At 58.9% G+C, this 26,874-nt stretch carries 26 protein-coding genes; 16 read left to right on the top strand and 10 right to left on the bottom strand.

Annotation, left to right across the window (positions count from 1 at the left end; genetic code table 11):
* Positions 1-10: 10 nt before the first annotated feature.
* Positions 11-1,312, bottom strand: coding sequence for an MFS transporter (locus HB680_RS01945; RefSeq protein WP_213936901.1), 1,302 nt, complete (start codon positions 1,310-1,312; stop codon positions 11-13).
* A 429-nt stretch (positions 1,313-1,741) separates the two neighbouring features.
* On the opposite strand from HB680_RS01945, the gene HB680_RS01940 reads away from it, so the two are divergent.
* Complete coding sequence (locus HB680_RS01940) at positions 1,742-2,686, top strand: FAD:protein FMN transferase (protein ID WP_256735444.1); 945 nt, start codon at positions 1,742-1,744, stop codon at positions 2,684-2,686.
* 207 nt (positions 2,687-2,893) lie between these two features.
* Positions 2,894-4,288: a Si-specific NAD(P)(+) transhydrogenase gene (sthA, locus tag HB680_RS01935; RefSeq protein WP_007907752.1), complete on the top strand. Its 1,395-nt coding sequence runs from the start codon at positions 2,894-2,896 to the stop codon at positions 4,286-4,288.
* Positions 4,289-4,330: 42 nt separating this feature from the next.
* Here the strand turns inward: sthA and HB680_RS01930 are convergent, their stop codons facing one another.
* Together HB680_RS01930 and HB680_RS01925 are read right to left on the bottom strand one after the other, a co-directional pair.
* Positions 4,331-5,053, bottom strand: coding sequence for a glycerophosphodiester phosphodiesterase family protein (locus HB680_RS01930; RefSeq protein ID WP_213936899.1), 723 nt, complete (start codon positions 5,051-5,053; stop codon positions 4,331-4,333).
* 13 nt (positions 5,054-5,066) lie between these two features.
* Positions 5,067-5,648, bottom strand: coding sequence for a PilZ domain-containing protein (locus HB680_RS01925; protein WP_213936898.1), 582 nt, complete (start codon positions 5,646-5,648; stop codon positions 5,067-5,069).
* A 94-nt stretch (positions 5,649-5,742) separates the two neighbouring features.
* Here HB680_RS01925 and HB680_RS01920 point away from each other — a divergent pair, with 94 nt between their 5' ends.
* The 3 genes from HB680_RS01920 to HB680_RS01910 all read left to right on the top strand — a co-directional run bounded on the left by HB680_RS01920 (position 5,743) and on the right by HB680_RS01910 (position 8,994).
* Positions 5,743-6,993, top strand: coding sequence for a lipoprotein-releasing ABC transporter permease subunit (locus HB680_RS01920; protein ID WP_213936897.1), 1,251 nt, complete (start codon positions 5,743-5,745; stop codon positions 6,991-6,993).
* A gap of 7 nt (positions 6,994-7,000) precedes the next feature.
* Positions 7,001-7,684 carry a lipoprotein-releasing ABC transporter ATP-binding protein LolD gene (gene lolD, locus HB680_RS01915; protein ID WP_213936896.1) on the top strand — a complete coding sequence of 228 codons (684 nt, stop codon included), beginning with the start codon at positions 7,001-7,003 and terminating at the stop codon, positions 7,682-7,684.
* Between the two features lie 65 nt (positions 7,685-7,749).
* Positions 7,750-8,994: a lipoprotein-releasing ABC transporter permease subunit gene (locus HB680_RS01910; protein ID WP_213936895.1), complete on the top strand. Its 1,245-nt coding sequence runs from the start codon at positions 7,750-7,752 to the stop codon at positions 8,992-8,994.
* A gap of 125 nt (positions 8,995-9,119) precedes the next feature.
* Here HB680_RS01910 and HB680_RS01905 read toward each other — a convergent pair whose 3' ends face one another.
* Both HB680_RS01905 and HB680_RS01900 read right to left on the bottom strand, forming a co-directional pair.
* Positions 9,120-10,469, bottom strand: coding sequence for a heavy metal sensor histidine kinase (locus tag HB680_RS01905; protein WP_213936894.1), 1,350 nt, complete (start codon positions 10,467-10,469; stop codon positions 9,120-9,122).
* A complete protein-coding gene (locus HB680_RS01900) occupies positions 10,469-11,149 on the bottom strand; it encodes a heavy metal response regulator transcription factor (RefSeq protein ID WP_213936893.1) in 681 nt (226 codons plus the stop codon). The genes HB680_RS01905 and HB680_RS01900 overlap by 1 nt, the downstream gene beginning before the upstream one ends.
* A 172-nt stretch (positions 11,150-11,321) precedes the next feature.
* On the opposite strand from HB680_RS01900, the gene HB680_RS01895 reads away from it, so the two are divergent.
* Together HB680_RS01895 and queF are read left to right on the top strand one after the other, a co-directional pair.
* A complete protein-coding gene (locus HB680_RS01895) occupies positions 11,322-11,843 on the top strand; it encodes a cupredoxin family protein (RefSeq protein ID WP_213936892.1) in 522 nt (173 codons plus the stop codon).
* A gap of 61 nt (positions 11,844-11,904) precedes the next feature.
* The gene (gene queF, locus HB680_RS01890; RefSeq protein WP_213936891.1) at positions 11,905-12,735 is read left to right on the top strand and encodes an NADPH-dependent 7-cyano-7-deazaguanine reductase QueF; all 831 of its coding nucleotides are present in this window, start codon (positions 11,905-11,907) and stop codon (positions 12,733-12,735) included.
* 146 nt (positions 12,736-12,881) lie between these two features.
* On the opposite strand, the gene HB680_RS01885 is transcribed toward queF, so the two are convergent.
* Positions 12,882-13,145, bottom strand: a complete 264-nt coding sequence (locus HB680_RS01885) for a DUF4404 family protein (protein WP_213936890.1) — start codon at positions 13,143-13,145, stop codon at positions 12,882-12,884.
* Positions 13,146-13,254: 109 nt separating this feature from the next.
* Positions 13,255-13,875 carry an HAD family phosphatase gene (locus HB680_RS01880; RefSeq protein ID WP_213936889.1) on the bottom strand — a complete coding sequence of 207 codons (621 nt, stop codon included), beginning with the start codon at positions 13,873-13,875 and terminating at the stop codon, positions 13,255-13,257.
* Between the two features lie 199 nt (positions 13,876-14,074).
* Between HB680_RS01880 and HB680_RS01875 the strand changes: the two genes are divergently transcribed.
* Positions 14,075-14,764 carry a VacJ family lipoprotein gene (locus HB680_RS01875; protein WP_213936888.1) on the top strand — a complete coding sequence of 230 codons (690 nt, stop codon included), beginning with the start codon at positions 14,075-14,077 and terminating at the stop codon, positions 14,762-14,764.
* Positions 14,765-14,825: 61 nt separating this feature from the next.
* On the opposite strand, the gene HB680_RS01870 is transcribed toward HB680_RS01875, so the two are convergent.
* Positions 14,826-15,125: a PilZ domain-containing protein gene (locus HB680_RS01870; RefSeq protein ID WP_213936887.1), complete on the bottom strand. Its 300-nt coding sequence runs from the start codon at positions 15,123-15,125 to the stop codon at positions 14,826-14,828.
* 276 nt (positions 15,126-15,401) lie between these two features.
* Here HB680_RS01870 and rssB point away from each other — a divergent pair, with 276 nt between their 5' ends.
* Positions 15,402-16,583: a two-component system response regulator RssB gene (rssB, locus tag HB680_RS01865; RefSeq protein ID WP_123512298.1), complete on the top strand. Its 1,182-nt coding sequence runs from the start codon at positions 15,402-15,404 to the stop codon at positions 16,581-16,583.
* Positions 16,583-17,065: an anti-sigma factor antagonist RssC gene (gene rssC / locus HB680_RS01860; RefSeq protein WP_007935262.1), complete on the top strand. Its 483-nt coding sequence runs from the start codon at positions 16,583-16,585 to the stop codon at positions 17,063-17,065. Before rssB ends, rssC begins: the two co-directional genes overlap by 1 nt.
* Positions 17,066-17,250: 185 nt before the next feature.
* On the opposite strand, the gene tal is transcribed toward rssC, so the two are convergent.
* Together tal and HB680_RS01850 are read right to left on the bottom strand one after the other, a co-directional pair.
* Positions 17,251-18,177 (bottom strand): transaldolase, encoded by a 927-nt coding sequence (gene tal, locus HB680_RS01855; protein ID WP_123403444.1) that lies wholly within the window; start codon positions 18,175-18,177, stop codon positions 17,251-17,253.
* 188 nt (positions 18,178-18,365) lie between these two features.
* Positions 18,366-19,316 (bottom strand): glycosyl hydrolase family 5, encoded by a 951-nt coding sequence (locus tag HB680_RS01850; RefSeq protein ID WP_213936886.1) that lies wholly within the window; start codon positions 19,314-19,316, stop codon positions 18,366-18,368.
* 298 nt (positions 19,317-19,614) lie between these two features.
* On the opposite strand from HB680_RS01850, the gene HB680_RS01845 reads away from it, so the two are divergent.
* Genes HB680_RS01845 through HB680_RS01820 form a run of 6 tightly spaced genes read left to right on the top strand, consistent with a single transcriptional unit; the run spans position 19,615 to position 26,873 of the window.
* Positions 19,615-20,055, top strand: coding sequence for a low molecular weight protein-tyrosine-phosphatase (locus tag HB680_RS01845; protein WP_213937103.1), 441 nt, complete (start codon positions 19,615-19,617; stop codon positions 20,053-20,055).
* A 39-nt stretch (positions 20,056-20,094) separates the two neighbouring features.
* Entirely contained in the window at positions 20,095-22,314 is a 2,220-nt protein-coding gene (locus HB680_RS01840) for a polysaccharide biosynthesis tyrosine autokinase (RefSeq protein WP_213936885.1), read from the top strand.
* 38 nt (positions 22,315-22,352) lie between these two features.
* A complete protein-coding gene (locus tag HB680_RS01835) occupies positions 22,353-23,435 on the top strand; it encodes a glycosyltransferase (protein WP_213936884.1) in 1,083 nt (360 codons plus the stop codon).
* A gap of 14 nt (positions 23,436-23,449) precedes the next feature.
* Positions 23,450-24,562 (top strand): polysaccharide pyruvyl transferase family protein, encoded by a 1,113-nt coding sequence (locus HB680_RS01830; RefSeq protein ID WP_213936883.1) that lies wholly within the window; start codon positions 23,450-23,452, stop codon positions 24,560-24,562.
* Entirely contained in the window at positions 24,559-25,779 is a 1,221-nt protein-coding gene (locus HB680_RS01825) for a polysaccharide biosynthesis C-terminal domain-containing protein (protein ID WP_213936882.1), read from the top strand. The genes HB680_RS01830 and HB680_RS01825 overlap by 4 nt, the downstream gene beginning before the upstream one ends.
* Positions 25,776-26,873, top strand: coding sequence for a hypothetical protein (locus HB680_RS01820; protein ID WP_213936881.1), 1,098 nt, complete (start codon positions 25,776-25,778; stop codon positions 26,871-26,873). Before HB680_RS01825 ends, HB680_RS01820 begins: the two co-directional genes overlap by 4 nt.
* Position 26,874 lies beyond the last annotated feature (1 nt).

The raw sequence follows: 26,874 nt of genomic DNA, 5'->3' as shown, positions 1-26,874 counted from the left end.
CGAATGCGATCTAACGGGCGCCCCCAACCACAGCCGCTTGCGCAGTCCGCAGTTCATGCTTGTTGCCCCGGAACAACACCAGCGTCGCGATCAAACCCAGCACCGCCGCGCCACTGAGCCAGATCCCCGGCGCAGCCTTGTTGTCCAGTACGTGGATCAGGTAGGTGCAGGCCGCCGGTGTAAAACCGCCGAAGGTCGCAGTCGCCAGGCTGTAGGCCAGGGAGAAACCGGTCGTACGAACTTCTACCGGCATGATCTCGGTCAGGGCCACCACCATGGCGCCGTTGTACGAGCCATACAGGAACGACAACCACAACTCGACGATCAGCAGATGGCTGAAGCTCGGGTTCGCCACCAGCCACGACAGGGCAGGGTAGGCGGTGAGGATCGCCAGAATAGTCGCCGCCAGCAGTAAGGGTTTACGTCCGATCTTGTCGGACACCGAACCCATCACCGGCAGCCAGAAGAAGTTCGACAGGCCGATGCACACGGTCACCAGCAAAGCATCCAGGTCCGACAGATGCAGTTCGGCTTTACCGAAGGTCGGCGTGTAGGCGGTGATCAGGTAGAACGACACGGTGGTCATGACCACCAGCGCCATGCCGGCGATAACGATGCCGAAGTTCTGACCGACCGAGCGGATGATTTCCTGCAGGGTCGGGCGATGTTTGCGTGCCTGGAATTCCGGGGTTTCTTCCAGGGAGCGACGAATCACGAAGATCACCGGCACGATCATGCAGCCGATCAGGAACGGCACGCGCCAGCCCCAGTCGCCCATTTGTTCCGGGCTGAGCCAGTGGTTCAAGCCCACGCCGAGCAAACCGGCGAATACCACGGCGGCTTGTTGGCTGGCGGACTGCCAACTGACGAAGAAGCCTTTGCGGCCCGGGGTGGAAATTTCGGCCAGGTACACCGACACACCGCCCAGTTCCACGCCCGCCGAGAAACCTTGCAGCAGGCGACCGAACAGCACGATCAGCGGCGCGGCCACGCCCAGGGTGGCGTAACCCGGCACGCAGGCAATCAGCACCGTACCGGCAGCCATCAGGGCGAGGGTGATGATCAGGCCTTTGCGACGGCCATGACGGTCGATGTAGGCGCCGAGGAAAATCGCACCCAGCGGGCGCATCAGGAACCCGGCGCCGAACGTCGCCAGGGACAGCATCAGGGAGGCGAATGCGCTGTCGGCAGGGAAGAAGGTCTTCGCAATGGCCGTGGCATAAAAGCCGTAGACCATAAAGTCGAACATCTCAAGAAAATTACCGCTGACAACGCGAAAGATCGCTTTGCCTTTGCCCGTATTCGAGGCCATTTTAACGCTCTCACTTTGGCTGTCTTATTGGAAATCCCTGGTCTTGACGCTTCCATGCTGTCGGCTTAAAGCATGCAGGCACGCGCCGAACAGTTTTGTAACGATATGTGTATGAAGATAGATAGGCAACCACTAGTTAGGCTGCTGCTTAAACGTTATAGCCATTAGCCGGCATGAATCGCGGACTGGAGTGAATTAGCGCAGATTAAAAATGTGGGAGCGGGCTTGCTCGCGAAGAGGCCGTGTCAGTCAACATCAATGTGGCCTGACACACCGCCTTCGCGAGCAAGCCCGCTCCCACAGTTGTGTCGCATAATGGCCAGCTTCGGCGTTGTGTCAGGGCATTCAGGGGATGTGAGATTGGTGAAGCAGAAGGGTTTTTTCCTGTTGCTGTTCGTTGCGCTATCCGGCTGCAACAACGGCGATTCCATGGAAAGCTTCGGCGGCCCGACCATGGGCAGCACCTATTCGATCAAGTACGTACGAACCCAGGGTTTACCCGCGCCGAAAGCCGTACAAATCGAAGTCGAAAAAATCCTCGCCGACGTCGACCAACAAATGTCCACCTACCGCAGCGACTCGGACATCGAGCGCTTCAACGATTTGCCCGCCAATCGCTGTCAGACCATGCCCGCACCGATCCTCGAATTGGTCCGCGTCGGTGAGCAACTGTCGCAACAAAGCGAAGGCTCCTACGACCTGACCGTCGAACCCCTGATGAACCTCTGGGGTTTCGGCCCACAGTCCCGTGAAGAAGAAGTCCCAAGCACAGAGGCACTCACCAACGCGATGCAGCGAGTCGGCCACACGCACCTGCGTATCGACGGCGATCAACTGTGCAAGGATGCCGCCGTCGAAGTCGACTTCAACAGCATCGCCGCCGGCTACTCGGTCGACGCCATCGCCGCAAAACTCGACAGCATGGGCATCCACAACTACCTCGCCGAAGCCACTGGCGAGCTCAAGGCCGCCGGGAAGAAGCTCGATGGTTCATCGTGGAAGATCGCCCTGGAAGAACCCCGGGACGACCAGCAAGTGGCCGAACGCATCATCAACGTCGACGGTTACGGCGTGTCCACTTCTGGTGACTACCGCAACTATTTCGAGCAAAACGGCCGCCGCTATTCCCACACCTTCGATGCCCGCACCGGCGTGCCGATTACCCACAACCTGGCGTCCGTCACGGTAATAAATCCTTCAACCCTGATGGCCGATGGCTTATCCACCCTATTGCTGATTCTCGGCCCCGAACGTGGATGGGACTACGCACAAAAACACAACATCGGTGCATTCTTTGTGATTCGTGCCGATACAGGTTTCGTCACACGGACCAATCAGGCTTTTGAGCGTCTCAGTGGCGGCAAAACCGAATGATTACGGCGATTCAAGCATTGAAGACTGGCGTTGTAGTGCAGGCAAAAGTAGCCTACGACGCGACCAAGGGTTAATGTGCGCGGCGTTGACGCTTCTATAGACTGTGTCCGGGTTCTGCACTGGCCCCAAATTGTTCCTTCACGCCGCAGATCGGCGTGATTTAGCCGCAGGTGCCGATGGCGCCGCGGCCTGTTCTGAGGAGTACGCATGGCTGTCTACAACTACGACGTGGTGGTGCTGGGTTCCGGCCCGGCGGGAGAAGGCGCGGCAATGAACGCCGCCAAAGCAGGACGCAAGGTGGCGATGGTCGACAGCCGTCGCCAGGTCGGCGGCAACTGCACCCACCTGGGTACCATCCCGTCCAAGGCATTGCGTCACTCGGTCCGGCAGATCATGCAGTTCAACACCAACCCGATGTTCCGGGCCATTGGTGAGCCGCGCTGGTTCTCGTTTCCGGACGTGCTGAAAAGCGCAGAAAAAGTCATTTCCAAACAAGTCGCCTCGCGCACTGGCTACTACGCCCGTAACCGCGTCGACGTATTCTTCGGCACTGGCAGCTTCGCCGACGAGCAAACCATCGAAGTGGTGTGCGCCAACGGCGTGGTCGAGAAACTGGTGGCCAAGCACATAATCATCGCCACCGGCTCGCGTCCTTATCGCCCGGCGGACATCGATTTCCATCACCCGCGTATCTACGATAGCGACACCATCCTCAGCCTCGGCCACACCCCGCGCAAACTCATTGTTTACGGCGCCGGCGTGATCGGTTGCGAATACGCGTCGATCTTCAGCGGTCTGGGTGTGCTGGTTGAGCTGGTGGACAACCGCGGTCAGTTGCTGAGCTTCCTGGACTCGGAAATTTCCCAGGCCCTGAGCTATCACTTCAGCAACAACAACATTACGGTTCGCCACAACGAAGACTACGACCGCGTCGAAGGCGTGGACAACGGTGTGATCCTGCACCTCAAGTCCGGCAAGAAGATCAAGGCCGACGCCTTGCTCTGGTGCAACGGCCGGACCGGCAACACCGATCAGTTGGGTCTGGAAAACATCGGCGTGAAGGTCAACAGCCGTGGCCAGATCGAAGTCGACGAAGCCTACCGCACCTGCGTACCGAACATTTACGGCGCCGGCGACGTGATCGGCTGGCCGAGCCTGGCCAGTGCCGCGCATGACCAGGGCCGTTCGGCCGCTGGCAGCATCGTCGATAACAACAGCTGGCGCTTCGTGAATGACGTGCCGACCGGCATCTACACGATTCCGGAGATCAGCTCGATCGGCAAGAACGAGCAAGAGCTGACCCAGGCCAAAGTGCCATACGAAGTGGGCAAGGCGTTCTTCAAGAGCATGGCGCGTGCGCAGATCGCCGGCGAGCCCCAGGGCATGCTGAAGATTCTGTTCCACCGTGAAACCCTGGAAGTGCTGGGCGTTCACTGCTTCGGCTATCAGGCGTCGGAGATTGTTCACATTGGCCAGGCGATCATGAGCCAGCCGGGCGAACTGAACACCCTGAAATACTTCGTCAACACGACGTTCAACTACCCGACCATGGCCGAAGCCTATCGGGTAGCGGCATACGATGGCCTCAACCGGCTTTTTTGAGCGGCTCCGGCCGGTGGCCTGAGCCGGCCGGGGAGACCGATTTCAGCAATTCTCGAGCGTGGCAGTGGCCAAACCGGGAAAGTCTGTAATCAGGCTGTCAACGCCGAAGTCGGCGAGTCTGCGCATCAGCGCGGGCTCGTTGACTGTCCATACCGACACATGCAGCCCCTGACGCTGCGCCTTCTGCAGGCGTTCCGGCGTACACAGGGTCCAGTTCAGCGCCAGAATCTCACAGCCATAGCTTTGCGCGACCTTCAGCGGGTCGAGCCAGGCGTACTCGGCCACCAATCCGCGGGACACGTCCGGCACCAGGTCCAGCGCGGCTTTCAATACTTCGCGGGAACTTGAAGTGATCGTCACTTTGTCGAGCAGCCCGTGACGCACCGCCATTTCACGAATCGCCAGCACAGTGGTCGCGGCGCGAGTGCGTGAAGCGCTTTTGACTTCCAGTTGCCAGTGCTCGAAATCGCATTTCTCGAACAGTTCTTCCAGCGTCGGGATCGGGCACGGCTTGATCCAGCCCGGACCACCCTTGCGTGCGTCGTAGGTCACCAGATCCTTGGCGGTGTGCTCGACCACTTTGCCGCGCCGGTCGGTGGTGCGCTTGAGCGTCGGGTCATGGATGACCATCAACTCGCCGTCCATGGACAAGTGCAGGTCCAGTTCGCAGCGGCGCACGCCGTGCTTGAGACATTCCTGAAAACTGCTCAGGGTATTTTCCGGTGCTTCGCCCTTGGCGCCGCGATGGCCGTAGATGAGGGTCACGGTTCTTCCTTAATTAAATGCCTGATTCGTTTTGTTCGCGGGCCAGACGTCGTTCCTGGGCCTGCTTTTGCAAGATGTAGCGGGCGAGCAACTGGCGTTGGGCATCGGTCGGGTACTCGAACTCGGTACCGACGTCGTAGCCGTCGCCCTTGCGGTCGCAGTGGGTGACCCTGGCCCGCAGCAACAGACCCAGCGCTTGCGGCATCAAGACCAGTTTGACCGACAGGTGCGCGCCGACCGCAATCGGCGTCGGGTGCTGAAAGTCGATGCCGCCTTCGGAGATGATCACCGGTTGCGGTTCGCCGATCTGCCCGAGCACGGTCAGGGCGACCACTTGGCTGAGCAGGTCGATGCGTTTGTTCTGGGACTTCAAGAATGCAGCAATCGCCCGGTCGCGCTCACTGATCTGGCGCAACAGGTGCTGCGACTCGAATTCGCTCAGGTGCAGTTCGCTGAGCAGGTTGAATAGGGGAGAAGCATCCTGCAACACTTCCTGGCCAGCGGCTTCGGGAGCGGACAGGGTCCGAATTTCCAGTGCGATCGTGTCCTCGATACGGTAGTATTCGCGGCGATCTTCTTCATCTAATGTCGACATGGCGAACCCATGGTAGCGGCGGTGGTCTGAGTGTAAAGCTGGTTATCGACCCCCGCCACAAGGACGTTCCTTTTCCCTCCGAACAAGCCCCGACATGTTCAGACCTCTCTTCGTATTTATTGGCACGCGTTATACCCGTGCAAAGCGTCGCAATCATTTTGTGTCGTTCATTTCCCTGACTTCAATGATCGGGCTCGCCCTCGGCGTGGTCGTGATGATCGTCGTGCTGTCGGTCATGAACGGCTTCGATCATGAGATGCGCACCCGCGTGCTGGGCATGGTGCCCCACGCGACCATCGAGTCCGGTGAACCCATCAGCGATTGGCAAAGTCTGGCCGCCAAGGTCAAGCGGAACCCGCAGGTGACGGCCGTTGCGCCGTTCACCCAGATGCAGGGGCTGCTGACCAACAACGGTAAGGTGTCCAAGGTGTTGCTCAATGCCATCGACCCGGCGCTGGAGCGTCAGGTCTCGATCATTGATAACTTCATGCAGCAGGGCAAACTCGACGACCTGACTCCCGGCAGCTTTGGCATCGTCATCGGTGACAAGGCGGCGGCCAAGCTCGGCGCGGCCATCGGCGACAAGCTGACGTTCGTCGCGCCGGAAGTCACCGTGACTCCGGCCGGGATGTTCCCGCGCATGAAACGCTTTACCGTGGTCGGCATCTTCCATGTCGGCGCCGGTGAACTGGACGGCTACCTGGGTGTGACCAACCTGCAGGATCTGGCGAAGTTGCACCGCTGGAAACCGGATCAGGTCCAAGGCATCCGCCTAAAGTTCGACGACCTGTTCCAGGCGCCACGCGTGGCATGGACCCTCGCCCAGCAACTCGGCGAAGACCATTACTACGCGCGTGACTGGACCCGCACCCACGGCAACCTGTATCAGGCGATTCGCATGGAAAAAGCCATGATCGGTCTGCTATTGCTGCTGATCGTCGCCGTGGCTGCGTTCAACATCATCTCCACGCTGGTGATGGTGGTGAACGACAAGAAGGGCGACATCGCGATTTTGCGCACCCTTGGCGCGACGCCGGGTTCGATCATGGCGATCTTCATGGTCCAGGGCACGGTCATTGGCGTGGTCGGGACGCTGATCGGCGCTGTGGTCGGGATCTTCGCCGCGTTGAACGTCAGTGCCGCGATTTCGGTCCTCGAAGGCTTGATCGGGCATAAATTCCTGAACGCCGACGTGTACTTCATTGATTACCTGCCGTCGCAAGTGCAGAGCCAGGACGTGTTGATGGTCTGCGCCGCCGCGTTGGTACTGAGTTTCCTCGCCACCCTGTATCCAGCCTGGCGTGCCGCGCGCACCCAGCCTGCGGAGGCGCTACGTTATGAGTGAGTCGGGCATGAGTGAAAAAGCAATCTTGAGCTGCCGTAACCTGGGCAAATCCTACGAGGAAGGCCCGGAGTCGGTGCAAGTGTTGGCCGGTCTGCAACTGGAACTGCATCCGGGTGAGCGTGTGGCGATCGTCGGCACCTCGGGTTCGGGCAAAAGTACCTTGCTCAACCTGCTGGGTGGCCTCGATACGCCGACCAAGGGCAGCGTCTGGCTCGATGGCGAAGAACTCTCGGCCCTGAGCGAGAAAAATCGTGGCTTGCTGCGTAACCGTTCCCTCGGGTTCGTGTACCAGTTCCACCATTTGCTGCCGGAATTCACCGCCCTGGAAAACGTCTGCATGCCGCTGCTGATCGGCAAGACCGCGATCCCGGAAGCGCGCCAGCGTGCCACTGCGTTGCTGGAGCGGGTAGGGCTGGGGCATCGCCTGCAGCACAAACCTTCGGAACTGTCCGGTGGCGAGCGTCAACGTGTGGCCATTGCGCGTGCCCTGGTGAACAACCCGGGCCTGGTGATGCTCGACGAGCCGACCGGCAACCTCGACTCCCACACCGCGCAAGGCATTCAGGATTTGATGCTGGAACTCAGCACCTCGATGCGCACCGCGTTCCTGGTGGTGACCCACGACATGAACCTGGCCCGCCAGATGGATCGCGTCCTGCATTTGCAGGAAGGTTGCCTGACGCCCATCTGATTGACCGAAACCCGGCGTACTGAACAGTGCGTCGGGTCTTTTATTTTTATACGGTGCCCCTGCGAATGTTCAGACCGTTATCGATCTTTATCGGCACGCGCTATACCCGCGCCAAGCGCCGCAATCGCTTTGTTTCCTTCATCTCGATGACCTCGATGATCGGCCTCGCCCTGGGCGTGCTGGCGATGATCGTGGTGCTCTCGGTGATGAACGGTTTCCAGCGCGAAATGAGCTCGCGCATCCTCGGCATGGTGCCCCACGCGACCATCGTCGGCGTGAACCCGATCGACGATTGGCAGCCCGTGGCCGCCGCCGCGATGAAAAATCCGGAAGTGACCGCCGCCGTGCCGTTCACCGAAATGGAAGGCATGCTCTCGTATAAAGGCTCGATGCAGCCGATCCAGGTCAGCGGTATCGACCCGGCGCAGGAAGGCAAGGTCTCCATCGTCGCGCAGCACATCGTGCAAGGTCGTCTCGAAGACTTGAAACCCGGCGAGTTCGGCGTGGTGGTCGGTGAAATCACTGCGCGGCGCTTCCGTTTGAACGTTGGCGACAAGATCACCCTGATCGTGCCGGAAGTCAGCAGCGCACCGGGTGGCATCACCCCGCGCATGCAGCGGTTGAACGTGGTTGGTGTGTTCAAGGTTGGCGCCGAACTGGACGGTTCGATGGCGTTGATTCACATGGCCGACGCCGCGCAGATGCAGCATTGGCAGCCGAACCAGGTGCAGAGCGTGCGCCTGGCGGTGAAGGATTTGTACGCGGCGCCGAAGGTGTCGAACGACATCGCCAACGGCCTCGGCACCGCTTACAAGGCTGATGACTGGACCCACACCCAGGGCAGCCTGTTCAGCGCCATGAAAATGGAAAAAACCATGATCGGCCTGCTGTTGCTGATGATCGTCGCGGTGGCGGCGTTCAACATCATCGCGACATTGATCATGGTGGTGAACGACAAGGGCGCGGACATCGCGATCCTGCGCACCATCGGCGCCTCGCCGCGACAGATCATGGCGATCTTCATGGTGCAGGGCACGGTGATCGGTATTGTCGGGACCTTGATCGGCGGCATACTCGGTGTGATCGCGGCGTTGAACGTCAGTGAACTGGTGGGTTGGCTGGAGCGCGTCAGCGGGCAGCACATCTTCAGTTCGGACGTGTACTTCGTCAGCAACTTGCCGTCGCAATTGCAGGGCGGGGATGTGTTGTTGATCTGCTCCGCCGGGTTCATCTTGAGCTTCCTGGCGACGGTTTATCCGGCGTGGCGCGCGGCGAAGATCGAGCCGGCGCATGCGTTGCGGTATTCGTAAGTCGTTACACCGCTTTCGCGAGCAAGCCCGCTCCCACAGTTGATCGAGTTGAGCCACAGATTTGTGATCAACTCAGATCCCATGTGGGAGCGGGCTTGCTCGCGAAGGGGCCAGACTTGGCAGCCTCAATTTTCTTTTGGCAACTCAATCACAAACCGCGTCCACCCATTCTCCGATTCGCAACGAATCACACCCCCATGGGCACGAATGATCGACTGGGTAATCGCCAACCCCAACCCCGCATGCTCGCTACTGCCTTCCTGACGCGCCGGATCGGCCCGATAGAACCGGTCGAACAACCGCGGCAGCAACGCCTCATCAATCCCGCCGCCACTGTTCTCAGCCGTCATACTCAAGCCTTTGGGCTGATCAACAATCCGCACCCGAACCTCCCCATTGGCCGGCGTAAACCGCAACGCGTTATCCAGCAGATTGGACAGCGCCCGGCGCAACATGCTGCGATCGCCCTCCATCTGCGCGCTGCCATCACGACTCAGTTTCACCTGCGCGTCCTCGGCCAGCGGCGCGAAGAACTCCAGCAACACATCCACTTCCTCCGCCAGTTCCAGCGGTTCGCGCTTGGGCATCAGCAAGCCATGATCCGCCTTGGCCAGATACAACATGTCATTGACCAGTTGCGCCATCCACTGCAGCTCTTCGAGGTTGCTGTGCAGCGCCTCGCGGTAATCCTCGATCGGGCGCGGGCGGGTGAGGGTGACCTGGGTGTGGGTCAGCAGGTTCGACAGCGGTGTGCGCAGTTCATGGGCGATGTCGGCGGAGAAGGCCGAGAGCCGTTGAAAAGAGTCGTCGAGCCGTCCGAGCATGGCATTGAAGTTGTGGGCCATTTCCGCAAGTTCCGGCGGCATGTTCTCTTCCGGCAACCGGGCGTTGAGCGAGTGTGCCGACACGCCACTGGCCACCGCGCTCATGCGCCGCAACGGGCGCAGACCGCTACGCGCCGCCCAGGCGCCGAGCAGGGCGGTGGCCAGGGCCGAGAGGCCAACCGTCAGCCAGATCAAGTGTTGCATGCGTTGCAGGAAGTGTTGGTGATGGGTGATGTCCAGCAATAGTGTCAGTTGCGGCGAGTCGGGTTTGTCGGGGAACAGCGGGGCGTGAAGGACGCGATAGTCGGTGCCGTTGCTGCTCAGGGTCGATAAACCCGGAGTTTGCGGGAGTTCCTTGGGCAATCGAATGGAGCTGTCATACCAGCGCTGGCCATCGCTGCCAGTAATGCGCAGCGACAAATCAGCCTGTCGGCTCAGCTCATCTTGCAGTTTCACTTCGCTTTCACTGGATTGAAGGTCATGCAGCGCCCGACGCAAGCCGATCAGCTTGCCGTCGAGCAATTGCTGATCGAGCTCAACGAAATGCGCTTCGCTGGCGCGGCTGAACAACACCCCGGCAAACAACGACACCACAGCGGTGCAAGCCGCAAATAGCAGGGCCAGGCGATTGCTCAAGGACAGTCGGCGCATCAGGCGTCGCGCTCTTCGAGGACGTAACCCATGCCGCGCACGGTGTGGATCAGCTTGTTGGGGAAATCGTCGTCGATCTTCAGGCGCAGACGGCGGATCGCCACTTCGATGACATTGGTGTCGCTGTCGAAATTCATGTCCCACACCTGGGAAGCGATCAGCGATTTGGGCAGCACTTCACCTTGGCGGCGCAGGAGCATTTCCAGCAGGGCGAATTCCTTGGCGGTGAGGTCGATGCGTTGACCGCTGCGTTCGACCCGGCGGCGGATCAGGTCCAGGCGCAAATCGGCGAGTTGCAAGGTGGTTTCCTGAGGCGAGCCGCTGCCACGCCGCAACAGGCTGCGGACCCGGGCCAGTAATTCGGAAAAGGCAAAAGGTTTGACCAGATAATCGTCGGCGCCCAGTTCGAGGCCGTGAACCCGGTCCTCCACCGCATCTCGGGCGGTCAGAAACAGGACTGGCGTGTCGAGACCGGCACCACGGACGGCTTGGAGAATCTGCCAGCCATCGCGGCCGGGCAGCATCACGTCTAGGATCAGCAGCGCGTAATCGCCGGTCAGCGCCAATTGCTGGCCAGTGCTGCCGTCGGCCACCAGTTCGGTATTGAAACCGGCCTCGGTCAGGCCCTGGCGCAAGTAGTGGCCGGTTTTCGCTTGGTCTTCGACGATCAGCAGTTTCATGAATAGCTCTTTTGAATAAATAGCTCTGTTTAAGTGGAACGAGCGCTTTATACCGTGGGTGGCCGCAATGCCGGCCAACCTGACAAAGTTGTAATCTGGCTGTCAGGTTACGGGCAGGCGTGTCAGTTTAGAGTTTTCCACAGGCTGAACCTTATCTTGTTGGAGTACGACTATGTTTTTGCGCAATCGTCTGGTGCTGGCTGCGTGTTTGCTGGCGTTGAGTTCGACGGTGTGGGCCTCGCCGGCGCAGACCTACGACTTTGGCCAACCGGCCCCGGCGGCCAAGGCCAGCCGCAGCGTGGAAGTGGTGATGGGCGATATGTCCTTCGATCCAAAGAGCATCGACATCAAGGCCGGTGAGACGATTCGTTTTGTGTTGGTGAATAAAGGCCAGTTGCTGCACGAATTCAACCTCGGCGACGTGGCGATGCATGCCGCGCACCAGCAGGAAATGCTCAAGATGCAGCAAAGTGGCATGCTCACGCCTACAGCCATGAAGGAAATGGACCACGGGTCGATGGCGGGCATGGATCACGGAATGAAACACGACGACCCCAACAGCGTGCTCGTGCCACCGGGCAAAACCGCCGAGCTGACCTGGACCTTCACCAAGGCCACCAGCCTGGAATTTGCCTGCAATATCCCGGGGCACTATCAGGCGGGCATGGTCGGCAAACTGACTGTCAGTCAGTAAGCACTCAAAGGCGGGCGCAAAGGCTGATAGAATCCGCTGATTCTTCAGTCAGGTTTCCGCCATGCATCCCGCAGCCGAACATTCGCCGCTGGGCAAATCCAGCGAATACATCGCCACCTACACGCCGTCCTTGTTATTCCCGATCCCACGCACCGCGAAATGGGCCGAGCTGGGCCTGACGGCAGACACCCTGCCGTATAAAGGTGTTGATTTCTGGAATTGCTTCGAGCTGTCGTGGCTGCTGCCATCGGGCAAGCCCGTGGTGGCGATCGGTGAATTCAGCATCCCGGCGGATTCGCCGAACATCATCGAATCCAAGTCGTTCAAGCTGTACCTCAACTCCCTGAACCAGACACCGTTCGCCGACACCGCGAGCCTTGAAGCCACGCTGGTGAAAGACCTGTCGGCGGCGGCCGGTAAGCCGGTTGGCGTGCGGATTCGCAGCTTGAAGGATGTCGAGGCGGAAGGCGTCGTGGCCTTGCCCGGCGTGTGCATCGATGGGCTGGACATCAGCGTCAGCAACTACGAGCACCCACGCCCGGAACTGTTGCGTTGCGATGATTCACGCATTGTCGAAGAGAGCGTGCACAGCCATTTGCTCAAATCCAACTGCCCGGTCACCAGTCAGCCGGACTGGGGCAGCGTGGCGGTGGAATACCGTGGCGCAGCGCTGGATCACGCGAGTTTGCTGGAATACATCGTCAGCTTTCGCCAGCACTCGGATTTCCATGAGCAGTGCGTGGAACGGATCTTCCTCGACCTGCAACGGTTGCTTAAGCCGGAGAAATTGACGGTGTATGCGCGGTATGTGCGGCGGGGTGGGTTGGATATCAACCCGTATCGCAGCACTGAGGCGGTGCAACTGCCGAACCATCGTCTGGTCCGCCAATAAGATCAAAAGATCGCAGCCTGCGGCAGCTCCTACTGGGAAATGCATTCCAGGGTAGGAGCTGCCGCAGGCTGCGATCTTTTGATTTCAACGCTGTGAAATGAAAAAGCCCCGCTATCGCTAGCAGGGCTTTTTTGTATCTGGCGGGTTCAGATCCCGATATTGCCCAGCGTTTGCACGATGTTGCGCAAGGTGCCTGCAATGGCGGGGTGTTCGAGTTCGAAGCGCTCGACGGCCAGGTTCACGCCATCGGCGAGGCTGGAATCCTGGGTCTTGGTTTCGAGTTCAAGTTCAAGTTCGATCTGTTGCATCAACGCGTGCAGGTCGGCGCGCTCGGAGTCGGACAGCGGCGGATTCTGTTCCAATTGCTCGCGCAGGGTATTGAGCTGTTCTTGCAGTTCGCGGGCAGGCATGGCGTTCTTCCTTTTATCGATAGGCACTGGCATAGACCGCAGCAGCACGCCAAAGGTCTATGGCTGACCTTTAGATTAATCCACTCACGGGTAACCTGCATGATCTCGATCAGGGCTTTTCGCCCTTGAGCCGACGCAAACTGATGTCCGCTAGGCAGGTGTCGAGCTCGCCGAGGTGATCGATCACCGAATGCACCCCCAGGCCAAACAGCTGCACCGTTGCCTTGCCGCGCAGCTGTTCGCGCTCCTTTTGACTCAAGGCTTGCCATTCATTCGGCGCCAGCCCGCACAGTGAACCGCAGGACGCCAGGCCAATGGTCCACAGCCCGGCATTGAGTCCGGCTTGCAGCAATCGCGGTTCACCGCTGACCAGCACGCAACCGTCCAGGCGTTCTACGTTCAACGCCATCAAGGCTTGCCAGCAGGCGTTCGGGGCCGGCCATGGATTGATTGTTGCTGGATGTTGCGAAGGTTTGATCCACGCCGGCAGGCCTGCGGCCAGGGAGTGGCTGAGGGCCGGGGGGAGTTCATCGAGCCATGCGCAAGGAATCTGCAGGTGCTGCAAACTGCGCAGGCTATCGAGGGCGCCGGGGGTGACTTCGGCGTGTTCGGCGGAGGGCGCGCCGGGCTGGCGCGTGCGGGCGCCGAAATCCACCAGGCAACCACTGAGGCCGAACAGCACGGCGGTCAGGCTGGGGGCGGCGACGGGCAAGGTGTCGGCATGCGGCATATCAACGTCCCTGAAATAGCGACAAGGCTATGGGAGGACGGTGACAGTTGAGTGACAGTGATGTGAAACGCTCACCGTCGTTCTGCAACTTCCGTAGGTCGACTCGTACAGTGCTGCCTAAACCTGACTTTCCGTCTTATACTAGCCGCCTTTACGCTTGGGCCGCGCGCCCGCGCCTGTACAATCCAAGGAGTTTTCTATGCGCTGGAGCAATCAACTCGCTCAGCTATGTGTGTGTGCCAGCGTATTGCTGGTTCCGTTTGCCGCCCAGGCGGCTTCGGAAGATGATCCTTGGGAAAGCGTCAACCGCCCGATTTACCAGTTCAACGATTTCGTCGATACCTACGCGCTGAAACCCATTGCCCAGGGCTATGAGTTCGTGACGCCGCAGTTCGTGGAAGACGGCATCCACAACATGTTTCGCAACGTCGGTGATGTCACCAACCTGGCCAACAACATCCTGCAGGCCAAACCGGCCGCCGCCGGCGTCGACACTGCTCGCCTGATCTTCAACACCACCTTTGGCGTGCTGGGCTTCTTCGATGTGGGCACCAAGATGGGCCTGCAACGCAGCGATGAAGATTTCGGCCAGACCCTCGGCTACTGGGGCGTCGGCAGCGGTCCGTACGTGATGCTGCCATTGCTCGGCCCAAGTACTTTGCGTGATGCGCCATCCAAGTTCGTCGACGGCTACACCGGCCCGTACCGCTACATCAACGACGTGCCAGTGCGTAACTCGATCTTCGGCCTGAACATCGTCGACACCCGCGCCAGCCTGCTGTCCGCCGAGAAGCTGATCAACGGCGACAAGTACATCTTCATCCGCAATGCCTACCTGCAGAATCGCGAATTCAAAGTCAAAGACGGCCACGTCGAAGACGATTTCTGATTCAGTGCGGTAAAACGAAGAAGGCGGCCATTGGGCCGCCTTCTTTGGTTCTGGATTGCGTTTATTTCATCTTCAAGATTGTAAGCCCGAGTTTCTGGTTGCCACCGTCCTGTTCCTTCACCCACACCACTTCGGTGTCGGCTTCAAGGCCCGTGAGGGCCGCGTGATCGGAATCGATCCGCACGCTGAGCCGGTCTCCGACCTTGAACAAACGCGGTGCCTCCACCTGCATGCCACTGCTGGAAAGGTCGATGCAGACGGCTGGCACCTCATCGCCCTCGTGAATCAGCGACACATCGGCATCGACTCGCATGCGGATGAAATCGCGCTTTTCGCTGTAGTCCCGATCGGTTTGACTCATGGGCTCGATCCTTCCATTGGGTTACGGTTTTGCCTGTTCTTATAACTCCCGGTGATTTGAGAAGTAAAGACGTCAAGCGACCATCGGCGTGAGCTTGAAACGCCCCGCGGATGGGAGTACCGTCTGCGCCTTAGAAGGGCACCTCTGGTGGACCTGTGTGTAGGGCAAACGCTCTAAAACAGTGCAACAGAGAGGCTAGAAAGCGAATCCAGTAGTGTGAGCCGGGATAAAACCCCTGCCTGCTACGCCAACCTAATTCTGGCGCCGTTTGCCCACATGCCAAAAACCAGTGCCACGCTGCTGATAATCGATGATGACGAAGTAGTGCGCGCGAGCCTCGCCGCCTATTTGGAAGACAGTGGTTTCAGTGTCCTGCAAGCCAGCAATGGCCAGCAGGGTCTTCAGGTATTCGAGCAAGACAAGCCCGACTTGGTCATCTGCGATCTGCGCATGCCGCAGATGGGCGGACTCGAACTCATTCGCCAGGTCACCGAGCTGTCGCCGCAAACCCCGGTCATCGTGGTGTCGGGTGCCGGCGTGATGAACGATGCGGTCGAGGCGCTGCGCCTGGGCGCGGCGGACTACCTGATCAAGCCTCTCGAAGATCTGGCCGTGCTCGAGCACTCCGTGCGCCGGGCCCTGGATCGTGCGCGGCTGCTGCTGGAAAACCAGCGCTACCGCGACAAGCTGGAAAAGGCCAACCGCGAACTCGAAGCCAGCCTGAACCTGCTCCAGGAAGACCAGAACGCCGGTCGCCAGGTGCAGATGAACATGCTGCCGGTCAGTCCCTGGACCATCGACGAGTTCCAGTTCGCTCACCAGATCATCCCGTCGCTGTACCTGTCGGGTGATTTCGTCGACTACTTTCGGGTCGACGAGCGTCGGGTAGCCTTCTACCTGGCGGACGTTTCCGGTCATGGCGCCTCTTCAGCCTTCGTCACCGTGCTGCTGAAATTCATGACCACGCGCTTGCTGTTCGAATCCAAGCGCAATGGCACGTTGCCAGAATTCAAGCCTTCAGAGGTACTTGGTCATATCAACCGAGGCCTGATCAGTTGTAAGCTGGGTAAACACGTCACAATGGTCGGTGGTGTCATCGACGAGGAGACAGGTTTGTTGACCTATAGCATCGGCGGTCATCTGCCGTTGCCTGTGTTGTACACGCCAGACAGTGTTCGTTATCTGGAAGGGCGTGGTTTGCCGGTGGGCCTCTTCAATGAAGCCACCTATGAAGACCACGTGATGGAATTGCCTCCGACGTTCAGCCTGACGCTGATGTCTGATGGCATTCTGGACCTTTTGCCAGAACCCACACTCAAAGAGAAAGAAGCGGCGTTGCCCCAACGGGTCAAGGCTGCGGGCGGCACCCTGGATGGGCTGCGGCAGGTTTTTGGATTGGCCACGCTGGGGGAGATGCCGGATGATATCGCCCTGTTGGTGTTGAGCAGGAATCTTTAATGAGTACCGGTAGAATCCAGTTCGCCGAGCAGGATGGCACCTTCGTCCTGAAGTTCGTCGGTGAAGTTCGCCTGACCCTGTGTTCGGCGTTGGATGCGACTATTGAGCGGATCTTCACGGCGTTGAACTTCAACGCGATCGTGATCGACCTGACCGAAACCCGCAGCATCGACAGCACCACGTTGGGCCTGTTGGCCAAACTGTCGATCCTGTCGCGGCAGAAGGTCGGCTTGCTGCCGACCGTCGTCACCACCCACGAAGACATCACCCGTCTGCTGCAGTCCATGGGCTTCGAGCAAGTGTTCAACATTGTTGACCGTCCGATCCCATGCCCTGAGTGCCTGACCGACCTGCCAGACCAGGATCAGTCCGAAGAAGTGGTGCGGATCAAAGTGCTCGAAGCGCACAAGATCCTCATGGGCCTGAACGACTCCAATCGTGAAGCGTTTCATGATCTGGTGAATGCGCTGGAGCGGCATTGATCCCGAGCAGTTCCCTTGTGGGAGCGGGCTTGCTCGCGAAAGCGGTGTATCAGCCAGCATAGATGTTGACTGACCCACCGCTTTCGCGAGCAAGCCCGCTCCCACATTGGTCAAGCGGCGAATTCAACACACAAAAAAGGGCGAACCCGTGAGGGTTCGCCCTTTTTGCATTGCGTTGGACTAGATCACAGCTTGGCTTGCAGCAACGCCTCAAGCTTTTCCTGATCCCGGGCAAACTGGCGAATACCTTCAGCCAGTTTCTCGGTCGCCATCGCATCTTCGTTGGACAACCAACGGAACTGCGCTTCGTTCAGGCTCAGACGTGCTTCGCCAGCATGGCCTGGCGCCAATTTGCGCTCCAGCTTGCCGTTATCTGCCGCCAGTTTCTCCAGCAGGTCCGGGCTGATGGTCAGGCGATCGCAGCCTGCCAGTTGCTCGATTTGATTCAGGTTACGGAAGCTAGCGCCCATCACGACGGTTTTGTAGTCGTTGGCCTTGTAGTAGTTATAGATGCGGGTCACCGACTGCACGCCCGGATCATCCGCGCCGGTGTAGTCGTTGCCGTTGGCCTTCTTGTACCAGTCGTAGATGCGGCCCACGAACGGCGAAATCAGGAACACGCCCGCGTCAGCACAAGCGGCGGCCTGAGCGAAGGAGAACAGCAGGGTCAGGTTGGTCTGGATGCCTTCCTTTTCCAGGATCTCGGCGGCGCGGATGCCTTCCCAGGTGGAGGCGATCTTGATCAGTACGCGGTCACGGCCAATGCCGGCCTTGTCGTACAGCTCGATCAGACGGTGCGCGCGCTTCAATACGGCGTCAGTGTCGAACGAAAGACGTGCATCCACTTCGGTGGAAATGCGGCCCGGCACCACTTTCAGGATTTCTTGCCCTACCGCGACGCCAAAACGGTCGCTGGCCAGGCCCACGTCGCCCTTGCAGTCATGCACGCAGGCGTTCAGCAGCTCGGCGTAACCGGGAATGGCCGCCGCTTTGAGCAGCAGGGAAGGGTTGGTGGTAGCGTCAACGGGTTTAACGCGAGCGATGGCTTCGAAGTCGCCGGTATCGGCAACGACGGTGGTGATTTGTTTGAGTTGTTCCAGCTTGGAAGTCATGGGCGTGCTCTGTCCTATGGGTCTGATGACATTACCCGAGCGCTGACAGCCACTCAAGGGCGGGTGTGCGTATCGATGGCCCCAATGGCAACATCCTGAAAACAGGTGTTTGAATGCAGGGGCGTGGTATCGGTAAATACGATGCCAAATCGGGGCACAGGTTCAAAGCAACTGACCGTTAACGCTTCCTACTGTGCATTCAGCAGTGTCTCGACCGCCAGTTGTGCAGGCTTCGGCTGACCATCAGACGTCAGCAGGCCAAAATTCCGCTCCCGGTCATTGCCGCCCGAATCACTGTTCTTCCATTCATAAAGGGACGTCAGCGGGATATTGAGTTTTTTCACATCGGCGATGAAGGTGCTGACTTTACTGGCCTGCCCGTCGTCCCCGCCGTTGGAGCTGAGCGCCGACACTCCCCACTCGCTGATCACCCCCGGCAGATGGAAGTTCTGCTGAATGAACGCCTGGGCAGTGCTGATCTGCGCACCGGTCAGGCCATAGGGGTGATAGGAAATCGCGCTCAGGCATTTGGGGTATTCACTGACGATCCGGTTCAGTGCCACGGTAGACGCGGACCCGGCGCTCGGTGCTTTCGCGAAGCCGAAGCCAATCAGCGGCGTGGCTGACGCTTTTGGCCCCAGGGATTGGCACACCGCGCTCATGAACGGCACAAACGTCGTCTCGAAGTGGCTGGTCGGCCAATACTTTGCCAGGTCCGGCTCATTCCAGATTTCAATGGCCACCAATTGCGTACGGTAGGACTGTTCCAAAGCAACTATCGACTGGGCGAACACGGCTCCCGCCGCCGCGAGTGCCTTGGCGTTGCCGGGCGCGGCCGTCAGCGCTTCGGTCGAGCGAATGGTCATCAACACCGGCAGTCCGGCGGCTTTGGCGACGGCGAACGCATCGCTGATCTGTTTTTGATACGCCGCGTCAGCCAGGCTGTTGGTCCACACGCCAAAACGCACAAACCCGAACCCCGACGCTTTGATCTGCCCGGCATCGGCGGCGGTGAATGTCTGGATCTTGGCCTGGACACCGAAGGTCTTGTTGGCGGCCAGGGCGGGGAACAGTGCGCTGGCGTGAACCTGACTGCTGAGTATCAGCAGCGTGGAAGCGGCAAGGCGTTTGAAATGCATGGCGAATTCCCTCTCGTGGAGCTGGAAATAACATTGATTATTGGTTTTTGGCTGCTATTAGTTCGATAGCGATGAAGTCGCTAAGTGCACGACTGTTATGTTTTGTCGGATGGCCATTGTTAGAAAACGTTCGTTATTTTTGGTCCGCTTATTCTGGTTGGGTGGTTTTTGACTGTCGTGGTACTTAATACGCTTGTATTAACAAGGCTGATCCGTTTCTGAGTGCGGGATGAACCCGTGGTTCACTCAAATCCCCGCGACGCATTGGTTGATTCGACATTACACGGGAAGCGTTGCCTTGTTCAAAAAGATCCTTGTCGTCTGCGTAGGCAATATATGCCGAAGTCCGACCGCAGAAATGCTGCTGCGTAACGCGCTGGCCTCTTCCTCCATCACCGTGACCTCCGCGGGCCTTAGCGCTCGTGTTGGCGAGGCCATGGAGCCTGCGGCACGCCAGGTGCTGGAGGCCCATGGACATAGCGCTGAAGCGTTCAAGGCCCGGCAAATCACTCCGGACATCGTTAATGAATCGGACCTGATTCTGGTCATGGAAAAACAGCATGTAAGCCAAGTGCTGAAGATTGCATCGCACGCCAGGGGCAAAGTGTTTCTTCTCGGCAAGTGGCAGAGTGAGCGAGAAATACAAGACCCGTATCGTCAAGGAAAAGCAGCTTTTATTCATGCCCATGCATTGATTGAAGATGCTGTTTGCTCATGGGCGCAGCGGCTTGGGCATTGATGAATAATTTTCAGATCAGTAAATGGTAAGAATTCACTTATGCAGTTACCGTCAGTAGTCGGCACCCGGGACAACGAGCGAGATGATATTGATCTTCTCGGAATATTCGGCAGTTTAATTGATCAGAAATGGTTGATCGGCGCGCTCACCGGTGCATTTATGCTGACCGGCGTGGCCTATGCGATTTTGGCGACGCCGGTGTACTTGGCGAACGCCGTGGTGCAGGTCGAACCGAAAAAGAACGACATGCTCGGTTTCTCCGACCTCAACAGCATGCTCAATGGTCAATCGCCGTCGGTGACCGAGATCGGCATCATCAAGTCCCGCGCGGTGATCGGCAAAACCGTCGACGATCTGCACCTGGATATCGACGTCACGCCCAACACCTTCCCGGTCATTGGCGGCTTTCTGGCCCGGCGCTACAAGGGCGACTCCGTAGCGCCTCCGCGTTTCGGCCTGAACAGCTACGCCTGGGGCGGCGAACGCCTGGACATCGCCCAGCTCAACTTGCCGGAAGAATTGTTGGGCAAGAAGCTGACACTGGTCGCCGGCGAGCAGCCGCGATTCCAGTTGTTCGATGACAACGACAACCTGCTGGTGGACGGCGCCGTCGGCGAAGCCTTTGTGCAAAACGGCGTCGAGGGACGGATCGCCGATCTGACGGCCAATCCTGGCACCCGTTTCCAAGTGGTGCGCAGTCCGAGAATCGTCACCATCCTGGATTATCAGGATGACCTGGATGTGTCCGAGCAAGGCAAGGAATCGGGGATTATCCGCCTGGCCCTGGCCAGCGCTGATTACGCCCAGGCCGTGAAGATCCTCAATAAAGTCGCCTCGTTATATGTGCAGCAAAACGTCGAGCGCACCTCGGCGGAAGCGGCGCAAAGTCTGGACTTTCTGCAAGCTCAACTGCCGCAGGTCAAGCACGACCTGATCAAGGCCAGTGACGCGCTCAACGGTTATCAAACACGCGGCAAGACGGTCAATATTTCCCTCGAAACCCAATCGGTGCTGGAACAGATCGTCACCCTCGATACGCGTATTTCAGAGTTGAAACTGCAACAGGCGGAGCTGGATCGCAAGTTCACCAAGCAGCATCCGGTCTATCGCGCGTTGATGGCACAGATTGGCGAATTGACCCGTCAGCAGAAGAGTCTGGAGAGCAAGGTTCAGGACCTGCCCGCCACGCAACAGGAGTTGCTGAACCTGACCCGCGACGTGGAAGTCGCCTCGCAGATCTACACCCAGTTGCTGAACAAATCCCAGGAACTGGACATTGTCCGGGCCGGGGCGGTGGGCAACGCGCGGCTAATCGATGCGGCGGATGTCGACAAGACCACCCCGGTCAAACCGCGCAAGGCTTTGATCGTGCTGATCGCGACGTTCCTCGGCGGGTTTGTCGGCGTCGCCGTGGTGCTGGTGCGCAAATCGCTGAGTCGCGGCCTGGAAGGGCCGGAGGCCATCGAACAACTCGGGTTGCCGGTGTATGCGTCGATTCCCTACAGCGTGTTGCAGCAGGAAGAGGACAGCAAAAAACTGCGCCCGAGTGACGAATCGCGGCGGCAGGCGTTCCTGTTGGCCCTGCGTAACCCGACTGACCTGTCGATCGAATCGATCCGCAGTTTGCGCACCTGCCTGCACTTCGCCGGGCTGGACTCGACCAACAACCGCATCATGATTTCCGGTCCGAGCCCGCAGGTCGGCAAGACCTTCGTCTCGTCCAACCTCGCGGCGGTCATGGCGCAAAGCGGGCAAAAAGTGGTGCTGATCGATGCTGACATGCGCAAAGGGCATCTGCACAAGACGCTCAACACACCGATCACCAATGGCTTGTCGGACTTGTTGGTCAAGCGTTGCAGCCTGGAGCAGGGCATTCACGAAACCGAGGTCGAGAACCTGCATTTCATCAGTCGCGGACAGGTCCCGCCCAACCCGTCGGAGCTGTTGATGCACGCGAACTTTCGCGACCTGCTGGCGCAACTCAGCGACCTGTATGACGTGGTGATCATCGATACGCCGCCGCTGCTGGCGGTGACCGACGCTGCGATTGTCGGGCGTGAAGCAGCCATCAGCCTGATCGTTACCCGTTTCGGCGTGAACCCCGCCAAAGAGATTGAACTGACGATTCGTCGATTTGCCCAGAACGGTATCCAGTTGAAAGGCGCTGTGTTCAACGGCGTCGAGAAGCGTGCCGCGAGCTATTACGGCAACGGCGGCTACGGTAATTACAACTACGAGTATGCGTCCGACAAGGCTTGATTCGGCATCGGCATTACCTGAATGGAAATGGGTGGATTGTGAAAAAAATACTGCATGTGGCCGAAACGATTAAGGGTGGCGTGGCCACCGTTATTCGCACGATATCGGCGCCACCTGAGGGCGAGGCTGCGAACTATGAACTGGTGTACTTGATCCCGTTTGATCAGAAAAAAGAGCTGCACGGCATCGATGAGCAACAGATCCGCACCTTCGACCGGACCAAGCGCGATGTGCGCTCATTGCTGCGATTCGCCTGGCAACTGACCCGTTTGATCTTCAAGGAAAAACCCGATGTGGTGCATTTGCACAGCACCTTTTCCGGGGTGATTGGCCGTTGCGTGTGCGTGCTGCTGCGGCCGTGGCGCAAGCCAAAGATTATCTACTGCCCCCACGCCTTTTCATTCCTGATGGAGAGTTCGCCGGCCAAGCAGAAAGTCTATTCGCTGATTGAACGGCTGTTGCAGAAAGTCACTGACGTGATCATCTGCGTCAGCCAGTACGAACTGGACAAAGCCGCGCGGTTTGGCATCGAGCGTCGGCGGATGAAGTTGATCTACAACGGCATTCCTTACAAAGACGATGAGCCGAAAATCCCCGGTCAAGCGCCGATCCATCTGTTGTTTGTGGGACGGCTCGACTATCAGAAGGGCTTCGATGTGTTGCTCAAGGGGTTTGCGGGCGTGCAGCGCACGGACCTGAAACTGACGGTGGTCGGCAGTGCGGTCAACGAGGACACCGTCGATTGCCCGGAAATGGACGGGGTTGAATACATACCTTGGGTGACGCCGGCCGAAGTGAATGCGCTGTATCAGGCGGCGGATGCGCTGATCGTTCCGAGTCGCTGGGAAGGCTTTGCCATGGTGCCGCTGGAAGGCATGGCCATGGGGCTGCCGGTGATTGCCAGCGACTGCACGTCCTTGCCCGAATTGGTCACCCACGGCGTGACGGGCTACGTGTTTCCCTCCGGAGATCATCAGGCACTCACCAAGCTGCTGGTGAACATCCAGAAGCCCGGTTTGCTGGTGCTTGGCGTCCAGGGGCGCGAAAAGGTCCGTGAGCGGTTCAGTGCCACGTTGATGATCAAGCAGACCTACGACGCGTATTCCGCTCCCACTTATTAAGTAGATATCAGCTTATGAACGTAACGATTTTGCATGGCTACAGCGCGTCCAATTCCGGTGATGGTTTGCTCGTGGATCTGGCCATCGCCCTGGTGCTGCGAAACTTTGGTGCCGACACCTCGATCAGCGTCGTGGCCTCGGACCCGAAATCCTTCAGCTACTTACCCTATCTGCGCCACGACGCGCCGGTCATGGCGGCCAAGGGCTTGGGCCGGGTCAAGCAAGCGCTGTTCCTGAATCAGTCCTACGCGGGCCTGGCGGATGTATTGAAAGCGAGCGATCTGATCGTCGGCGTCGGCGGTGGCTACATGCGCTCCAAAAGCGCCTTCGAACATATCAAGCTGAAACTCGGGCACGCCAAGCAACTGGAAACCGCGATCCTGAGCAAAGTGCCGTCGGTGTACCTGCCGCAAAGCATTGGTCCGTTCCACGGCGAAGGCAGCAAGATCGTCGAGCATTACGCCCAGGCCGACGCGGTATTTGTCCGCGACAATAGGTCGTCGGAGCTGTTCGGCACGTATGAAAATGTCTACCGCGCCCCGGACCTGGCGGTGCAGGCCTTGGCCGGCAAGATTCTCCAGCAACCCAAGTTCACCCGGTGCGCGGCAAGCCCGGCGGTGGTCTGCGTGGTGCTGCGTAAACCCCCGGCGTGGAGCAAGGAAAAGAAGGCCGGTTACGTGGCGAACCTGAAGCTGCTGCTGCAACGCTTGAAGAACAAAAGCAAAGTGGTGTGCGCAGTGCAAAGCGCGGTGCGGGGCAACGATGACGGCGCGTTCTATCGCGAGTTGGGCATTACCGAAGACTTGCTGCCGCTGAAGGCAACCCTGGCCAGATATCAACCGGACCTGGTGATTTCCGTGCGTTTGCACGGTGCCATCGAATCGCTGCTGGCGGGCGTCCCGGCGTTCCATATCAGCTATGAGCGCAAGGGCTTTGGCGCCTATCAGGACATGGGCGTGGAAGACTGGGTGATCAATGGCGGCGACATCAATGTCGACACCATCATCAACACGGTTTACGCGCAGAATGCCCTGTCCCGATTTGGTCAGCGGTTGACGGACACCTGCCGCGAGATCGAAGCCAAGACCCAGGTCATGGACGGGATCATCAAGGGCATTGTTCGATGATATTTCGGCTACTGCTCCGGGGCGGAGCGTTAGGCGCGAAGTTTCTGCTGGTGTTGGCCATCACCCATTACCTGGGCTATGACGCGTTGGGTTTTTACGGCGTGGTGGTGGCCGCCTCGTTGATTGCGTCGAAGTTCTACAGCGTCGGTTTCAGCTCCGAAATCAATCGACTGATCAGCGTCGGGCGCAGTTCGCGGTGGGTGGTCGACAGGGTTTTGCTGTTGTACCTGGCCGTGGGCATTGTGTTGTCGCTGGTGACGGTCACGGTGTATTCGCAGTTTCAGGGGATTGAGGCGAGTGCCACGCTGATCGTGTGTGTGGCGCTGTTGCTGCTCACCGAGCACCTGTCATTCGAAATCAATTCCTTTGTGTTTTCCGCGCAGAAAGCCACGTGGGGCGCGCTGCTGTTCTTTACCAAAACCGGACTCTGGGCGCTGTTGGCCCTGGCCGGGATGATGCTGGGCTGGGTGACCGACATTGCCAGCGTGCTGTGGTTGTGGGTAGCGGCCAACGTGTCGGTGATGGTGGCCGGTTACCTGATTGTGGTGAACGTTCACCGTGGGCGGGTGACCGGTGCGCTGACCACCGCTTCGGTGTGGAAAGCCGGATTGCCGTTTTACCTGGGCACGGGGCTGATCGCGTTGAGTCAGTACGCCGAGCGCTTCCTGATTATCGACCTCGAGCCCTACGCCAGTCTGGGCAAGTACGTTTACGCCTGGTCGGCGGCCAACACCTTGCAAGCGCTGTCCTACGCCGTGGTCGCGGTGGTGGGCATACCGGTGCTCGCCAAGCGCTATCAGAACGATCAGCAGGCGCTGACGGTTCGGCAGTTGTTCGTCAATCAGTGGGTGATGCGCGCGCTGCTGCTGTCCGGCGCCGTGGCGCTGATGATTGTGCTGTTCTTCAATGTCGTGCTCGTTTACGTCGCGACGACAGTGCCGCGTCCGGATAACGATCTGCTCGCTGTGCTGATTTTTTCCTTTGCCCTGCGCGCGGTCGGCGACATCGTCTGGGGCGGTTTGATTGCGTCGAAAAACAGCCGGGTATCACTGGCCAGCGCGGCGATCTGCCTGGCGGTTTCCCTGCCGGTGAGTTACCTGCTGATCAAGCACTACTCGATTTATGGCGCGGCGTGGGGGAATGTCTTTTCGATCACCGTGCAGCTCGGTGTCATCGCTGTGCTGACCCGGTTTGCCCGCGTGAAGGTGACCGCGTGAAGCTACCTTCCATCGAGTTTCGCGGCAGAAAGCTCGACTCGTCCATCTCGTTCCTGATCCTGTTCAGTGGCTTGTTTTTGTCGGTCGCCATGCCGCTGCTGATGCACCGCGATCCCGGCCCCGATGCCATGACGTTGTGGTCGTCCTACGCCCGCGCCGACAACTGCAATTTCTGGAATCCGTTCTCGCCAGACCGCTCATCCTACGAGTGCTCGGCGTACCTGCTGCGACCCACCGGCATCAACCTGACCAACGCCTGGGCCTACGGGATGGCGTGCAATCTGTTCCTGACGGCGGTACCGGTGTTGATGTTCCGGCGCATGCCGCTGACGATCTTTTTTACCCTGTGTTTGTGGGGTGTGGTCCGCTCGTTTTTCCTCGAAAACCTGACCAAGGAAATCATCGTCTCGGTGGCGATGATTTCCATTTTGCTGTTCTCGTTTTCCAGGCGTTATCGCGGCGGATTTTTCTGCTCGGCGGTGATCTACGGCGTGCTGATCCGACCCTACTGGATCCTGTTTTCCCTGGCCTGGTTCGGCGTGTGCGTGATGAAGAAGTACGTGTCGCGGATGACCTTCTTCCTGATGCTGTTTCTGTTCTACCTGGCCATCGCCACGGCGATTCAATTGGTGGTCGGCTACTCGGTGTCGTCGATTCGCGCGAGCAACAATGAGCTGCGCACGGCGGGGGAGGAGGGTTCGAAGTCGCTGATCGTTTCGTGGATCAGCGGCGGTGATTTTGTGTCGCAAGCGCTGGACTCGATGAGCATCTTTTTTCGCTTGTCGTTTCCCGTGGAGCTGATTCTGCTGTCCGGTCTGGGCCAGATCATCTTCGTGGTGTTGATGATGATGACCTCGCTGCTGATGTTCAAAATGATCACGTCCAGCGACTACAAGGGCGCGCGCATCGACACCAAAGTCAAAGAGCTGATCGCCATTCCCCTGTCCTTTTTGTTGGTGCAGGGCTTGTTCGAACCGGACTTCGGTTCCTTCGCCCGGCATTTTTCCATGGTGGTGCCGGTGCTGTTCATGGGCCTGGGTTTGCAGCTGCGCGCAAAGAAACCTGTGCTGGTTGAATCAAGAATCCTGAGCTGAG

Origin of the sequence: Pseudomonas sp. dw_612, from assembly GCF_018449725.1 — a bacterium.
GTDB lineage: Bacteria > Pseudomonadota > Gammaproteobacteria > Pseudomonadales > Pseudomonadaceae > Aquipseudomonas.
The sequence above is the reverse complement of the archived record's forward strand: the minus strand, read 5'-3'. Positions and strand labels throughout refer to the sequence as shown.

Coding starts and splice junctions, on each gene's coding strand:
- HB680_RS01945 (WP_213936901.1), bottom strand. CDS start 1,312: ATGGCCTCGAATACGGGCAAAGGCAAAGCGATCTTTCGCGTTGTCAGC.
- HB680_RS01940 (WP_256735444.1), top strand. CDS start 1,742: ATGGAAAGCTTCGGCGGCCCGACCATGGGCAGCACCTATTCGATCAAG.
- sthA (WP_007907752.1), top strand. CDS start 2,894: ATGGCTGTCTACAACTACGACGTGGTGGTGCTGGGTTCCGGCCCGGCG.
- HB680_RS01925 (WP_213936898.1), bottom strand. CDS start 5,648: ATGTCGACATTAGATGAAGAAGATCGCCGCGAATACTACCGTATCGAG.
- HB680_RS01920 (WP_213936897.1), top strand. CDS start 5,743: ATGTTCAGACCTCTCTTCGTATTTATTGGCACGCGTTATACCCGTGCA.
- lolD (WP_213936896.1), top strand. CDS start 7,001: ATGAGTGAAAAAGCAATCTTGAGCTGCCGTAACCTGGGCAAATCCTAC.
- HB680_RS01910 (WP_213936895.1), top strand. CDS start 7,750: ATGTTCAGACCGTTATCGATCTTTATCGGCACGCGCTATACCCGCGCC.
- HB680_RS01905 (WP_213936894.1), bottom strand. CDS start 10,469: ATGCGCCGACTGTCCTTGAGCAATCGCCTGGCCCTGCTATTTGCGGCT.
- HB680_RS01900 (WP_213936893.1), bottom strand. CDS start 11,149: ATGAAACTGCTGATCGTCGAAGACCAAGCGAAAACCGGCCACTACTTG.
- HB680_RS01895 (WP_213936892.1), top strand. CDS start 11,322: ATGTTTTTGCGCAATCGTCTGGTGCTGGCTGCGTGTTTGCTGGCGTTG.
- queF (WP_213936891.1), top strand. CDS start 11,905: ATGCATCCCGCAGCCGAACATTCGCCGCTGGGCAAATCCAGCGAATAC.
- HB680_RS01885 (WP_213936890.1), bottom strand. CDS start 13,145: ATGCCTGCCCGCGAACTGCAAGAACAGCTCAATACCCTGCGCGAGCAA.
- HB680_RS01880 (WP_213936889.1), bottom strand. CDS start 13,875: ATGCCGCATGCCGACACCTTGCCCGTCGCCGCCCCCAGCCTGACCGCC.
- HB680_RS01875 (WP_213936888.1), top strand. CDS start 14,075: ATGCGCTGGAGCAATCAACTCGCTCAGCTATGTGTGTGTGCCAGCGTA.
- HB680_RS01870 (WP_213936887.1), bottom strand. CDS start 15,125: ATGAGTCAAACCGATCGGGACTACAGCGAAAAGCGCGATTTCATCCGC.
- rssB (WP_123512298.1), top strand. CDS start 15,402: ATGCCAAAAACCAGTGCCACGCTGCTGATAATCGATGATGACGAAGTA.
- rssC (WP_007935262.1), top strand. CDS start 16,583: ATGAGTACCGGTAGAATCCAGTTCGCCGAGCAGGATGGCACCTTCGTC.
- tal (WP_123403444.1), bottom strand. CDS start 18,177: ATGACTTCCAAGCTGGAACAACTCAAACAAATCACCACCGTCGTTGCC.
- HB680_RS01850 (WP_213936886.1), bottom strand. CDS start 19,316: ATGCATTTCAAACGCCTTGCCGCTTCCACGCTGCTGATACTCAGCAGT.
- HB680_RS01840 (WP_213936885.1), top strand. CDS start 20,095: ATGCAGTTACCGTCAGTAGTCGGCACCCGGGACAACGAGCGAGATGAT.
- HB680_RS01830 (WP_213936883.1), top strand. CDS start 23,450: ATGAACGTAACGATTTTGCATGGCTACAGCGCGTCCAATTCCGGTGAT.
- HB680_RS01825 (WP_213936882.1), top strand. CDS start 24,559: ATGATATTTCGGCTACTGCTCCGGGGCGGAGCGTTAGGCGCGAAGTTT.